This window comes from Martelella sp. NC20, assembly GCF_013459645.1.
Classification (GTDB): domain Bacteria; phylum Pseudomonadota; class Alphaproteobacteria; order Rhizobiales; family Rhizobiaceae; genus Martelella.
In genome coordinates this window covers 389,780-403,135 of the sequence record NZ_CP054861.1, presented here as the reverse complement: position 1 = coordinate 403,135, position 13,356 = coordinate 389,780, and the positions used below count along the sequence as shown (strand labels likewise).

12 protein-coding genes are annotated in these 13,356 nt (G+C 63.5%); 5 read left to right on the top strand and 7 right to left on the bottom strand.

What is annotated here, in order from left to right; all coding sequences use genetic code 11:
• Positions 1 to 164: 164 nt before the first annotated feature.
• Positions 165 to 1,559, bottom strand: coding sequence for a helix-turn-helix domain-containing protein (locus HQ843_RS01970; protein WP_180900066.1), 1,395 nt, complete (start codon positions 1,557 to 1,559; stop codon positions 165 to 167).
• Between the two features lie 191 nt (positions 1,560 to 1,750).
• Here HQ843_RS01970 and aceA point away from each other — a divergent pair, with 191 nt between their 5' ends.
• The 4 genes from aceA (at position 1,751) to HQ843_RS01950 (ending at position 5,308) form a co-directional block, all read left to right on the top strand.
• The gene (aceA, locus tag HQ843_RS01965; RefSeq protein WP_180900067.1) at positions 1,751 to 3,037 is read left to right on the top strand and encodes an isocitrate lyase; all 1,287 of its coding nucleotides are present in this window, start codon (positions 1,751 to 1,753) and stop codon (positions 3,035 to 3,037) included.
• Positions 3,038 to 3,055: 18 nt separating this feature from the next.
• A complete protein-coding gene (locus tag HQ843_RS01960; protein WP_180900068.1) occupies positions 3,056 to 3,319 on the top strand; it encodes an SMc00767 family acetate metabolism repressor in 264 nt (87 codons plus the stop codon).
• Between the two features lie 313 nt (positions 3,320 to 3,632).
• Positions 3,633 to 4,280 carry a DUF1007 family protein gene (locus tag HQ843_RS01955; protein ID WP_180900069.1) on the top strand — a complete coding sequence of 216 codons (648 nt, stop codon included), beginning with the start codon at positions 3,633 to 3,635 and terminating at the stop codon, positions 4,278 to 4,280.
• Positions 4,268 to 5,308 (top strand): nickel/cobalt transporter, encoded by a 1,041-nt coding sequence (locus HQ843_RS01950; protein WP_180900070.1) that lies wholly within the window; start codon positions 4,268 to 4,270, stop codon positions 5,306 to 5,308. The genes HQ843_RS01955 and HQ843_RS01950 overlap by 13 nt, the downstream gene beginning before the upstream one ends.
• A gap of 60 nt (positions 5,309 to 5,368) precedes the next feature.
• On the opposite strand, the gene HQ843_RS01945 is transcribed toward HQ843_RS01950, so the two are convergent.
• The 4 genes from HQ843_RS01945 to cysP all read right to left on the bottom strand — a co-directional run bounded on the left by HQ843_RS01945 (position 5,369) and on the right by cysP (position 9,193).
• A complete protein-coding gene (locus HQ843_RS01945) occupies positions 5,369 to 6,121 on the bottom strand; it encodes an ABC transporter ATP-binding protein (protein WP_180900071.1) in 753 nt (250 codons plus the stop codon).
• Positions 6,122 to 6,150: 29 nt separating this feature from the next.
• Complete coding sequence (gene cysW, locus HQ843_RS01940; protein WP_210275268.1) at positions 6,151 to 6,987, bottom strand: sulfate ABC transporter permease subunit CysW; 837 nt, start codon at positions 6,985 to 6,987, stop codon at positions 6,151 to 6,153.
• 3 nt (positions 6,988 to 6,990) lie between these two features.
• Complete coding sequence (gene cysT, locus HQ843_RS01935) at positions 6,991 to 7,848, bottom strand: sulfate ABC transporter permease subunit CysT (protein WP_246710248.1); 858 nt, start codon at positions 7,846 to 7,848, stop codon at positions 6,991 to 6,993.
• Positions 7,849 to 8,194: 346 nt separating this feature from the next.
• Complete coding sequence (cysP, locus tag HQ843_RS01930) at positions 8,195 to 9,193, bottom strand: thiosulfate ABC transporter substrate-binding protein CysP (protein ID WP_180900072.1); 999 nt, start codon at positions 9,191 to 9,193, stop codon at positions 8,195 to 8,197.
• Between the two features lie 272 nt (positions 9,194 to 9,465).
• Here cysP and HQ843_RS01925 point away from each other — a divergent pair, with 272 nt between their 5' ends.
• Positions 9,466 to 10,335: a 2-hydroxy-3-oxopropionate reductase gene (locus HQ843_RS01925; RefSeq protein WP_180900073.1), complete on the top strand. Its 870-nt coding sequence runs from the start codon at positions 9,466 to 9,468 to the stop codon at positions 10,333 to 10,335.
• 449 nt (positions 10,336 to 10,784) lie between these two features.
• Here the strand turns inward: HQ843_RS01925 and mce are convergent, their stop codons facing one another.
• Complete coding sequence (gene mce / locus HQ843_RS01920) at positions 10,785 to 11,186, bottom strand: methylmalonyl-CoA epimerase (protein ID WP_180900074.1); 402 nt, start codon at positions 11,184 to 11,186, stop codon at positions 10,785 to 10,787.
• A gap of 8 nt (positions 11,187 to 11,194) precedes the next feature.
• On the bottom strand, positions 11,195 to 13,336 hold the full coding sequence (scpA, locus tag HQ843_RS01915) for a methylmalonyl-CoA mutase (protein WP_180900075.1): 2,142 nt from the start codon (positions 13,334 to 13,336) through the stop codon (positions 11,195 to 11,197).
• Between the last annotated feature and the right edge of the window lie 20 nt (positions 13,337 to 13,356).

The window sequence follows — 13,356 nt, the reverse complement described above, 5'->3', positions numbered from 1 at the left end:
CAGGTGTAAATGTTTCAGGGAAATTCTGCATTTTGTGTAACGATTATAGTTACACACATTTTCGATGTGTCCCTCTGCTCTATTCACATCCGGTCCGGGTCTCGGCTTCGAAGATCGTGCCGACAAGCTCCGTCAGGTCGAGGATCGAATATCCGTGCCGGCGATCAGCGGAAATCGAAGGCCGACAGGCCTGCGACCATTTCGTCGAGGCCGAGCGGCTTGGTCACCGGCGGTTCGGCGCGCGACAGGCAGCCGATCCGCTCGCAAAGCCGGCAGACCGGGCCGATGGGCGTGGCGGGCTCTTCCGGCTTCGCATAGACCGTCGCGGCGGCATGCGCGTAGGGCAGGCCGAGTAGCAGCGCGGTCAGATGCGGCCGCTCGCCCGACGCCGGTTCCGGTCCCTCCACCGTTCGCGCCACCACCAGGAACCCAGCGCCATCCGGCATCTCGGCGCGCTGAATGATCAGCCGGCCGGCTCTGGCGAAGGCGTCATAGACGTCGAGCCTCGGGCATTCGCCGCGAAAGCCGCCCTCGCCGATCCGCCGCAGGATGTTTCCGGCCGCATCGATTTCCATGGCGAAAAACGGCAGGCCGGTATTGTCCGGCCGTTGCAGGCTGACAAGCCTGGTCGCGGCCTGTGAAAACGACACGCCGAACCGCCCGGCCAGAAGCGAAAGATCGAACCGGTCCCTGCGGGCGGCCTCCACGAACGGGCCGTAGGGCATTATCAGCGCATGGGCGGCGTAGCGGGCAAGCTCGAACCGGGCGATCCGCCGCGCCTCGTCGCCGGAAAGCGCAAGCGCCTCGATCACCGCGGCTATCTCCTGCCGGAAGGCCAGCAGCGCCGCCTCGATCGCGATTTCGCGCTGGCGGTCATGGGGCGAGAACCGCGCCGAGATGAACAGCCGCATGGTGTGACGGTCGAAACGGCGGCCGAGATTGACCATGGCATGCGGCGGCAGCACCCGGACGGCGATGCCGTGCTTGTTGCGCAGCCATTCCTTGAGCGCGGCCGAGATTTCATCGCCCGGCGCAAGCTCCGCGTGCAGCGCCTCGGCGGCGCGGTCGAGGGCGTCGAAATACCATGGACGTCGCGAAAGCGCCTCGCGCACCTCGTCGTGGGGCAGCTGCCGGCCCGCGAGATGTGTCGGGCGACCCTCCTCGGCCAGCAGCGCGGTGAGGTCGGAAAGGCGGGCGGCCTGCTCCTGATAGGCGCGGTAGAGCTTCATCATTCCGATGGCCGCATTGGGGGCGGCCTCGGCCACCTCGATCAGTTCCTGATCGCCAGGGAGCTCGCCGGCGAGAAGCGGGTCGGCGAATACCGCCTTGAGCTGACCGATCGTGCCGCTGCTTGTCCCCTGCAGCGAGGCGATATCGACGTCATAGACGGCGGCGAGCTTCAGCAGCAATTGCACCGTCAGCGGCCGCTGGTTGCGCTCGATCAGGTTGAGATAGGAGGGCGAGATCGACAGCGCGTCGGCCATCGCGGTCTGCGTCAGTTCCATCTGCTTGCGCAGCCTGCGCAGCCGGGGACCCGCGAATATCTTGCTTTCCGCCACGCGAGAAATCCTTTTACAATATTTACTGATTTACAGAGGCATCCTGTAAAGCGACCGACAGTATAACCCGATTTCGTGCGGATGTAAGCCAATTTCAATGGATTACTCGAAGTAATACCGTTAATCCTGTCACAGCGACAGCAAATGCCTCGGATCGAGGTTGCTGGGAATAGTGAAGTGAGGAGAAAGATATGTCGGAATTTTACAAGCTTGTCGAAGGCGCGGTCGAGGGCCGGTTTGACGGGATAGAACGGCCCTACAGCGCCGAGGACGTGACCCGCCTGCGCGGCACCATGGCGATCCGCGCCACTTTGGCGGAGGAGGGCGCCAAGCGCCTGTGGACGCTGATCCATGACGAGGATTTCGTCAACGCGCTCGGCGCCCAGTCGGGCAATCAGGCCATGCAGATGGTGCGCGCCGGGCTGAAGGCGATCTATCTTTCCGGCTGGCAGGTCGCCGCCGACGCCAACACCGCCTCGGCAATGTATCCGGACCAGTCGCTTTATCCGGCCAATGCCGGCCCGGAACTGGTCAAGCGCATCAACAAGACGCTGCAGCGCGCCGACCAGATCGAGGTTGCGGAAGGCGAGGGGCTTTCCGTCGACACCTGGTTCGCGCCGATCGTCGCCGATGCCGAGGCCGGTTTCGGCGGTCCGCTCAACGCGTTCGAGATCATGAAGGCCTATATCGAGGCGGGGGCGGCCGGCGTCCATTTCGAGGACCAGCTTGCGTCGGAAAAGAAATGCGGCCATCTCGGCGGCAAGGTCTTGATCCCGACGGCGGCCCATATCCGCAACCTGACGGCCGCTCGGCTTGCCGCCGACGTCATGGGCGTGCCGACGCTGGTGATCGCCCGCACCGATGCCGAAGCCGCCAAGCTTCTGACCTCGGATATCGACGAGCGCGACCGGCCCTTCGTCGATTACGATGCCGGGCGCACGCCGGAAGGCTTCTATCAGGTCAGGAACGGGATCGAGCCCTGCATCGCCCGCGCGGTTGCCTATGCGCCCCATTGCGACCTGATCTGGTGCGAGACATCGAAGCCCGATCTGGAACAGGCGAAGCGCTTTGCCGAGGGCGTTCATCGGGCGCATCCGGGCAAGCTTCTGGCCTATAACTGCTCGCCGTCGTTCAACTGGAAGAAGAACCTCGACGAGGCCGATATCGCCCGCTTCCAGCGCGAACTCGGCGCCATGGGCTACAAGTTCCAGTTCATCACGCTGGCGGGCTTCCATCAGCTCAATTTCGGCATGTTCGAGCTCGCCCGCGGCTACAAGGAGCGCCAGATGGCGGCCTATAGCGAGCTGCAGCAGGCGGAATTCGCGGCAGAGCGCCACGGCTATACCGCGACCCGCCACCAGCGCGAGGTCGGCACCGGCTATTTCGATGCGGTGTCGATGGCGATCACCGGCGGCGCCGGCTCCACCACGGCGATGGGGGGCTCCACCGAAACCGCGCAATTCGAGGCAGCCGAATAGGCAAGGGAGGATAACGCAATGACACCGAAACTCAACGTCAAGGAGCGCGCCGAGGCGCAATCCGGCGAAATGTCGGCCGAACAGCAGGCCGCCATCCGCATGGTCGCCAATGATCTCCACCGGCTGAACCAGGCGGTGATGCGCGCGGTCGATGCCGGCGTATCGGTCGAGATCATCCGCTCGGCCCGCCACCATGGCGGCGGCCGGTGGGGCGATCTGCTGGTGCCGATCATCATCGCCGGCGCGCCGTCGGTGCCTGAGGAAAACCACAGCGCGGCTTGATTTGCGCTGATTTCGACGAGGCGCGCCCCTTTACCGAGGGGCGCGCTGTTTCTTGTCGACGCCGCCCTTCCCACCGTCATCCCGGCCCTGAGCCGGGATCCAGGGCGATGCGACGGATGCATCATAAAAAAATCTGTCGCAGAGGCGTTGCCACACAGCCCTGGATGCCGGATCAAGCCCGGCATGACGGAGGCGCGTGGGAAGGGCGGCAAGGTTGCGATTCTCAAAGCTTTCGCGCGACGGAAGTCGCAACCGCGCCAAAATCTGCGAATAAGGGCTTTTTTCTGACTCAGTTTTGCTCCAATGAGACGGAATGAAGTTCCTCAACAGCCTGAGCATCGCTGCCCTTTTCTGCCTCGGCGTGGCCTCGCAGGCCAGCGCCCACCCGCATGTCTTCGTCGATGCGCGGCTTGAAGTGGTGGCCGATGATGACGGCAATGTCACCGCGCTGCAGAATGTCTGGCGCTTCGACGAGTTCTTCTCCTCGTCCGTCATTCTCGATTACGACGCCAATATGGATAACCAGTTGACCGGCAAGGAACTGACGGATATCGGCGAAACCGTGCGGCAGTCGCTTGCCGAATATGGCTATTACACCCAGATCAGCGACAATGGCGAGGATGTGCCGCTGGCCGAGCCCGACGTCATCCACGCCGACATGGTGGACGGGCAATTGCTGCTGATCTTCTCGGCAAAGCCCTCCAGACCGGTCAGGCTTGCCGGCCATCTCACCTTCGGCATCTACGACGCCAGCATGTACACCGCGATCGACTTCCAGCGCGACGAGGATCTGGTGACGGTCGGCGAGGCGTTCGAGCGCTGCAGGTCCGCGGTCGTGCGGCCCGATCCCGATGAGATCATCTCCGAAAACAGCGATGCGCTGACGGCGGCTTTCTTCAACGACCCGACAGACATGAGCAAGCTGTTTGCAACCCGCCTGGACCTGACATGCACCGACTGATCCGCCCGATCGCGCTTATCCTGCTTCTGGCGCTGGTGGCCTACATGATATTCGGCCTGAGTTCGAAGTCGTTTTCGGCTTCGCCGCTCGGCATCGGCTCGTCGGAACCGTCGTTCTCCACCTCTTTCGGGCCGCTGCAACCGGTGCTGTTGAAGATAAACCAGTATCAGCAGCAATTCTACCGGGCGCTGACGGCGGCGCTGAAGGCGATGCGGGACGACCCGGTGAAGGTGCTGGGGCTCGTCGGCCTTTCCTTTGCCTATGGCGTGTTCCATGCGGCCGGTCCCGGCCATGGCAAGGCGGTGATCTCCTCCTACATGATTGCCAATGAGACCGAACTCAGGCGCGGTATTTTGATCTCTCTGCTGGCCTCGCTGGCGCAGGGAGTGACGGCGATCCTGCTGGTGGGGACGGCCTACCTGTTCCTGCGCGGCACCGCCGTTTCGATGCGTGACGCGACGCTTTACATGGAGCGCGCCAGCTTTCTGCTGATTGCCGGTTTCGGGTTGTGGCTGCTCTACGGCAAGTCGCGGGCGATCCTGTTTTCGCCTGCCGCGGCGCATGACCATCACGCCGATCACCACGAGCACCACCATGCGCATGACCATCATGCCCACCACCACGACGGGCACGATCACGAACATGGCCCGGATTGCGGCTGCGGCCATGTGCATATGCCGGAGCCCTCGGCGCTCGGGGGCCGGGAATTCGACTGGAAGGGCGCCGGATCGGCTATTCTCGCCATCGGCATGCGGCCCTGCTCCGGGGCGCTGATCGTGCTGACCTTCGCGCTTTTGAACGGGCTGATCCTCGGCGGCATCGCCTCAGTCTTCGCCATGGCGATCGGAACCGCGATCACGGTGTCGGTGCTGGCGATCATTGCCGTGTCGGCCAAGGGGCTTGCCGTCCGCCTTGCCGGTCCCGGCTCCAGACGCGCGACCCGGATCGGCTACGGCATCGAAATCGGCGGCGCGCTGCTGGTCACGCTTCTGGGCCTGACGCTGTTTGCCGCCTCGATGGCAGGATAGCTTGTCTTTTCGCGCGTCCGGACGGAAAACCGGTGGCCACTTTTCCTGGATGCGCTCTCATCAGATCCCGGCGCCCTGGCTCTGGTAGTTGCTCATGCCCTCCAGGAATTCCGCAACGAACGGCGTCGCGGGCCTGCGCAGCAATTCCTCCGCCGTGCCGAACTGTTCGATATGGCCCTCCGACATCACCGCGATCCGGTCGGCGATCTCGAACGCCTCCTCCTGATCATGGGTCACCAGTATGGCGGAAATCCCGACCTTTTTCTGCAGGTCGCGGAGCGCGCCCCTCAAACCCTTGCGGATCTTGGTGTCGAGCGCGCTGAATGGCTCGTCGAGCAGCAGCAGGCGCGGCTCGATCGCCAGCGCGCGCGTCAGCGCCACGCGCTGGCGCTGGCCGCCGGAAAGCTGCGAGGGGTAGCGCTCGGCCAGATGCCCGATCTCCGCCATGTCGAGAAGATCGCGCACCCGCGTGGCGATTTCCGCGCGTGACGGGCGGCTGGACCGCGGTCGCATCCTGAGCCCGAAGGCGGCGTTTTCGGCCACCGTCTTGTGCTCGAACAGCGCATAGCTCTGGAACACCACGCCGAAGCGCCTCAGTCGCGCCTCAAGCCCGGTAATGTCCTCGCCATCCATCGTGAGCCGGCCTTCTTCTGCAAATTGCAGGCCGGCAATGATGCGCAGCAGCGTGGTCTTGCCGGAGCCGGAGGGGCCGAGCAGCGCCACGAACTCACCGGGGCGGATATCGAGGTCGACGCGGTCGAGCACGCGGCTTTTGCCGTAGGATTTGGAAATGTTTTCGACTGTGAGGGCCATTGTCGGTCTTTCTCAGTGCGCTTGAGGGCTCAGTGCGCTTGCGGGTGGCGTGATTCAATCACCGATCTCAGGACCAGCGTGATCACGGCGATCACCGTCAGAATGGTGGCGGCGGCAAAGGCGCCGGTCACGTTGTAATCATCATAGAGCAACTGCACCTGCAGCGGCAGCGTCATGGTTTCGCCGCGAATATTGCCGGAGACGACGCTGACGGCGCCGAACTCGCCGATGACGCGGGCATTCGCCAGGATCGCGCCATAGAGCAGCGCCCAGCGGATATTGGGCAGCGTCACATGCAGGAAGGTCTGCCAGCCGCTGGCGCCAAGGGTAAGCGCTGCTTCCTCCTGATCGCGTCCGACCACCTCCATCAACGGGATCACCTCGCGGGCGACGAACGGGCAGGTGACGAACAGCGAGACAAGCACGATGCCGGTGAGGTTGAACATCAGCTGGATGCCGTATTGATCGGCATAGCTGCCGACAAGCCCGGTGGAGCCGTAGACCAGCAGATAGCACAGCCCCGCGACGATCGGCGAGATCGAGAACGGCAGTTCGATGATCGTGATCAGCGCCCGCCGGCCCGGAAACCGGAAGCGGGTAACGGCCCAGGCCGCGCATATGCCGAAGGCGATGTTGACCGGCAGCGCGATCAGCGCCGTGATCACGGTGAGCTTGATCGCATGCAGCGTTTCCGGCTGGATAATGCCCGAGGCATAGACGCCGATGCCTTCCGAAAAGGCCCGCACGAAGATTGCCAGGCTCGGAAGGCCCATGACGAGGGCTGCAAACGCGACGGCGACGACAACCAGCGCCGTTCTTTTCATCCGGCGTCTGCGCATCAGGGCTCTGACTTGCGGATGGGTCATGGCTCAGCCTCCCCTCGACATGTGCCGCGCGGCGCGGTTCTGGGCGATATTGGCGAGGATCAGCACGGCGAGCGCCAGCGCCAGCACCGTGCCGGCGATCGCGCTTGCGGCCGGCAAGTCGTATTCATCGAGCCGGATCATGATCAGCAGCGAGGTGATCTCGGTCTTGAACGGCATGTTGCCGGCAATGAAGATCACCGCCCCGAATTCGCCGAGTGAACGGGCAAAGGCGAGCGACGCGCCCATGATGAAGCTCGGAAACAGCTGCGGAAACACGATATGGCGGAACACCTGGAAATCGGTGGCGCCGAGCGTCTGGGCCGCCTCTTCGAGGTCGACGCTCAGGCTTTCCATCACCGGCTGCACCGTGCGCACGCCGAAAGGCACGGAGGTGAACGTCATCGCCAGCGCGATGCCCCACCAGGTATAGGCGACCTTGATGCCGAATTCGGAAAGCAGCATGCCCATCCAGCCATTGCGGTCGTAAAGCGCCACCAGCGCAATGCCGGCAACCGCCGTCGGCAGCGCGAACGGCAGGTCGATCAGCGCATCGAGCAGCCGCTTGCCGGGGAAGGTGTAGCGCACGATCACCCAGGCGAGCAGCAGGCCGAAACAGGCGTTGAACACGGTCGCAAGGGCTGCCGCCGAGATCGTGACCCTAAAGGCCGCGAGCGTGCGCGGATTGGAGATGATCCGCCAGTAATCGGCAAACCCGAGCTGGCCGATCTGCCAGAACAGCGCGGAGAGCGGCAACAGGATGATCAGGGCGACAAACAGCAGCGTGGTCCCGAGCGTCAGCCCGAAACCCGGCATGACGCTGCGGTTCGCGCGTCTGGTCGCAGTCGTCATAATGAAAGTCATGGCGGCCTTTTGCAGGTGATGCCGGAGGCTATAGCAATTCTTGTCGGGTTGAACACGGGGTTTTGTCGGCGGCAAAGCGTTTCGCCTGCACCGGGTCGCTTCAGGCGTCAGCGAGTTGGTATGCCCTCGCCACACGCCGATCTCCCCCCTTGAGGGGGAGATGCCCGGCAGGGCAGAGAGGGGTGAACCCTGTCCGATAGCACGGTGTTTGCAGCTTACGTCCCATACCCCTCTCTGTCGCTTTCGCGACATCTCCCCCTCAAGGGGGGAGATTGGGGCGGTGAGGCCGAGATTGGCGTTACGCCATGCTATCCGGCTCAGTCAGGGGTTGAAGACCTCGCCACGATTACCGCGCCGACTGGATCTGATCCAGCACGCCGCCATCGGCGAAATGGGTCTCGTTGGCATCAGCCCAGCCGCCGAAGACGTCCTCGACCGTGATCAGCTTCACCTCCGGGAACTTGTCGGCATATTCGGCCTTCACTTCCGGATTGTGGACGCGGTTGTTGAAGGAGGCGACGATTTCCTGGCCCTGCTGGCTGTAGAGGAATTCGAGATAGGCCTTGGAAACCTCTTCCGTGCCGCGCTCGCTGGCGACCTTGTCGACCACGGCGACCGGGAATTCGGCCAGCAGCGACATCGAGGGCACGACGCGTTCATAATCGTCCTCGCCATACTGGGCGCGGATGTTTTCCACTTCCGCCTCGAAGGTGATCAGCACGTCGCCGATGCCGCGTTCGACGAAGGTGGTGGTGGCGCCGCGGCCGCCGGTATCGAACACGGCGACATTGCCGAGGAAATCGCCCACGAATTCGCGCGCCCTGGCGTCATCGCCGCCGAATTTTTCCAGCGCGTAGCCATAGGCGGCGAGATAGGTGTAGCGGCCATTGCCCGAGGTCTTCGGGTTCGGGAACACGAGCTGCACGTCATCGCGGGCAAGATCGTCCCAGTCCTTGATGTTCTTCGGATTGTCCTTGCGCACCAGGAAGGCCGGCAGCGAATAATAGGGCGAGGCATTGTTCGGCAGCGCCTGCTGCCAGTCGGCGGCGACAAAACCCTTGTCGGCCAGGATCTGCACGTCGAGCACCTGATTGAAGGTGACGAGATCGGCCTTCAGCCCCTGCAGGATCGCGCGGGCCTGCTTGGAGGAGCCGGCATGCGACTGCTTGATGTCGACATCCTGTCCGGTCTCGGCCTTCCAGTATTCGGCAAAGGCCGGGTTGATCGTGGCGTAGAGTTCGCGCGCGATGTCATAGGAGACGTTGAGGATTTCCACCTGATCGGCCTTGGCGGGCGCGGTGAGGATCAGGGCGGCGCCGAGCGCGGCGAGGAGGGTCTTCTTCATGAAATGAACCAATCTGCTGAATGGAAGGATCGTGAGGCGGAGATTAGGAAAAGTGGCGAATTTGCGCCAAGAAAACCCTTCGCATCGAGGCTGCTTCTGTGGAAAATTGCGGTCGAACTTCGGCCTGAAACCGGCTTTTGTTTTCGCGAACCCGGATCGGCCTGCCGGTCATCGCCTGAAAATTTGCCCGCGTCCGGTGCGGATATGCGAACGCGTGCTATAGGTTGGGAGAACCCGTGACAAGGTCTCTACTATCGCGAAGGAACAGTTTCATGAAAATCGGATTTATCGGCCTCGGCCTGATGGGTCGCCCGATGGCGGCGAACCTGATTGACGCCGGACACGAGCTCTTCATCAACCGGGTGAAGCCAGTCTCGCAATTCCTCGTCGAAAAGGGCGCGACGGCCTGCGACACGCCGAAGGCGGTCGCCGAAGCCGCCGAGATCGTCATCACGATCGTATCGGATACCCCCGATGTCGAGGCGGTTCTGTTCGGCGAGAATGGAGCGGCCGAGGGCCTCGGCGAAGGCAAGATGGTGATCGACATGAGCACGATCTCGCCGATGGCAACACGGGCATTCGCTGAAAAGCTGGCCGCGATCGGCTGCTCCTATCTCGATGCCCCGGTTTCCGGCGGCGATATCGGGGCGAAGAATGCGACGTTGACGATCATGGTCGGCGGTTCGGATGAGGATTTCGCCCGCGGCAGGCCGCTGTTTGAGGCGATGGGCAAGACCATCACCCATATCGGCCCGGTGGGCGACGGCCAGACCGCCAAGCTCGCCAACCAGATCGTGGTCGGGCTGACGGTGGAGGCCGTTTCCGAGGCGTTGCTGTTTGCTAAAAAGGCAGGCGCTGACCCGGCCAAGGTGCGCGAGGCGCTGATGGGCGGCTTTGCCGGCTCGCCGATCATGAAAATCCACGGCGAGCGGATGATCAACCGCACATTCGAGCCCGGTTTCCGCATGGTGCTGCAACGCAAGGACATGGCGCTCGCCGTCAACGCCGCCCGCGAGATCGGCCTGTCGCTCCCCAACGCCGCCTCGACCGAGCAGTTGATGAACGCGGCGGTCGCGCGCGGCGATGGCGAACTCGACAATTCCGCGCTGATCCGGACGCTGGAGGCGCTGGCGGGGGTGTGACGCGGGGCCGGAACAGGGTTCCGGGCCTTGCCGCTTGCTCCAAATACTCTCTCCCGCCTGCGGGAGAGATACCCCCGAAAGGGGGAGTGAGGGTGAAGCAGCATGTCATTCCGTGAGGGCGTTCGCGGGGATGGACTCGCCCCTCACTGCCCCTTTCGGGGCATCTCTCCCCTCCGGGGCGAGAAGATTGGGGGGCTTTGCGGAGAGGTCTGCCGAAAAGGGAATTGTTTCCTCGCCGCTGTGGCAAATCCTGTCGGACATCGTGCCGCTCTCCTCTCAACTCCGTCATGCCGGCCTTGAGCCGGCATCCAGGGCGATTCGAAGAGTTTTTCGCGATATGAGTGTCATCGTCAGTGTCCGTCGTGTGGCCCTGGGCCCCGGGTCAAGCCCGGGGTGACGGTGGGAGAGGGAGCGATTTTGTCGGTGGCCTTTGTCGGCAACCAAGGAATTTATTCCTGCTCGAACTCCACCAGCGCGCCCTGGAAATCCTTCGGGTGGGCGAACAGGACCGGTTTGCCATGGGCGCCGGTCTTGGGCTTGCCGTCGCCCAGTATCCTGATGCCGAGTTCATCAAGCTTCTCCGAGGTCGCCCCGATCTCCTCCACCTCGAAACAGAGGTGATGGATGCCGCCGCTCGGGTTCTTGTCCAGAAAGCCGGCGATCGGCGAGCCTTCGCCCAGCGGATGCAACAGCTCGATCTTGGTGTTTTCCAGCACGACGAACACCACGGTGACGCCGTGTTCGGGCAGGTCCTGCGGCTCGGAGACCGCAGCACCCAGCGTCTGATAGCGCGCCGCCGCCTCGGCAAGGTCGGGCACGGCGATGGCGACGTGATTGAGACGAGTGATCATGCGGGCCTCTATCTGTTGCGCCTCTTGCCCTCGATGAGGTCGAGCAGCGAATTGGCGGAATCGAGCACGTTGGTGCCGGGGCCGTAGACGGCGGCGACGCCGTTTTCCAACAGGAAATCGTAGTCCTTGCGCGGAATGACCCCGCCGACGACCACGATCACCTCGTCGGCGCCGCGCTTCTTCAGCGCCGCGATCAGTTGCGGGGCAAGCGTCTTGTGGCCGGCGGCAAGCGACGACATGCCGACGATGTCCACCTTCTCGCTGACCGCGAGATCGGCGGCTTCCTCGGGCGTCTGGAACAGCGGGCCGGCAATGACGTCGAAGCCGATGTCGCCATAGCCGGAAGCGATCACCTTGGCGCCGCGATCATGGCCATCCTGGCCGAGCTTGGCGACCAGAATGCGCGGGGCCTTGCCCTTCGTCTCGACATAGGTCTTCAGCCGTTCGGTAATGACGGCGTATTCCGGATCGTCCTTGTAGGCCGCGCCATAGATGTTGCGCACCACCTTCGGCGTTGCGGCGTAGCTGCCGAAGGTCTCCCGCATCGCATCGGAAATCTCGCCGACGGTGGCGCGCGCCCGTGCTGCCTCGACGGCTGCCTCCAGAAGATTGCCCTCGCCGGTCTTCGCGACCTCGGCAAGCCGGGCCAGCGTCCTTTCCGCCGCCTTCGGGTCGCGCTGGCGGCGGGTCTCGCCGATCCGGCGGATCTGGGCGGCCCGCACCGCCGAATTGTCGATGTCGAGCGTTTCGATCGGCTCCTCGTTTTCAAGCCGGAACCTGTTGACGCCGACGATCACCTCCTCGCCCTTGTCGACGGCGGCCTGGCGACGGGTCGCTGCCTCCTCGATCAGCTTTTTCGGCAGGCCGGCGTCAACGGCGGCGGTCATGCCGCCCTGTTCCTCGATTTCGCTCATCAGCGCCCAGGCCTTTTCGGCAAGCTCGCTGGTCAGGCTCTCGACATAATAGGAACCGGCCAGCGGATCGACCACTCTGGTCACGCCGGTCTCGTTTTGCAGGATCAACTGGGTGTTGCGGGCGATGCGGGCGGAAAATTCGGTCGGCAGCGCCATCGCCTCATCAAGGGCATTGGTGTGCAGCGACTGTGTCCCGCCAAGCGCCGCCGACATCGCCTCATAGGCGGTGCGGACGACGTTGTTGTAGGGGTCCTGCTCCTGCAGCGACACGCCGGAGGTCTGGCAATGGGTCCTGAGCATCAGCGAGGATGCCTTTTTGGGCGCGAATTCCTCCATGATCCGCGTCCACAGGAGACGCGCGGCGCGCAGCTTGGCGGCCTCCATGAAGAAATTCATGCCGATCGCGAAGAAGAACGACAGTCGCCCGGCAAATGCATCGACATCGAGGCCCTTGGCGATGGCCGCGCGGACATATTCGCGGCCGTCGGCGAGCGTGAAGGCGAGCTCCTGGACCAGCGTCGCGCCCGCCTCCTGGATGTGATAGCCGGAAATCGAGATCGAATTGAACTTCGGCATTTCCTTCGCGGTATATTCGATGATGTCGGCGATGATCCGCATCGAGGGTTCGGGCGGATAGATATAGGTGTTGCGGACCATGAACTCCTTGAGGATATCGTTCTGGATGGTGCCGCTGAGCCTGTCGCGGGAAACGCCCTGTTCCTCGCCGGCGACGATGAAGCTTGCCAGGATCGGGATCACCGCGCCGTTCATCGTCATCGATACCGATATCGCCTCGAGCGGAATGCCGTCGAACAGGATCTTCATGTCCTCGACCGAATCGATCGCGACGCCGGCCTTGCCGACATCGCCTTCCACGCGCGGATGGTCGCTGTCATAGCCGCGATGGGTGGCGAGATCGAAGGCGACCGAGACGCCCTGCTGGCCGGCGGCGAGATTGCGGCGGTAGAAGGCGTTGCTCTCCTCCGCCGTCGAAAAGCCGGCATATTGGCGGATGGTCCAGGGGCGGCCGGCATACATGGTGGCGCGTGGACCGCGCACGAACGGGGCGAAGCCCGGCAGACTGCCGAGGTGATCGATGCTGTCAAGGTCTTCCGCGGTATAGAGCGGCTTGACGGCGATCCCTTCCGGCGTGTTCCAGGTCAGGTCCTCGACCGGCTTTTTCGCCTCCTTTTCGGCAAGCGCCTTCCAGTCCGCGATGGTCTTGTCGTTCGACATCGTCATTTCCTCCCGCCGGT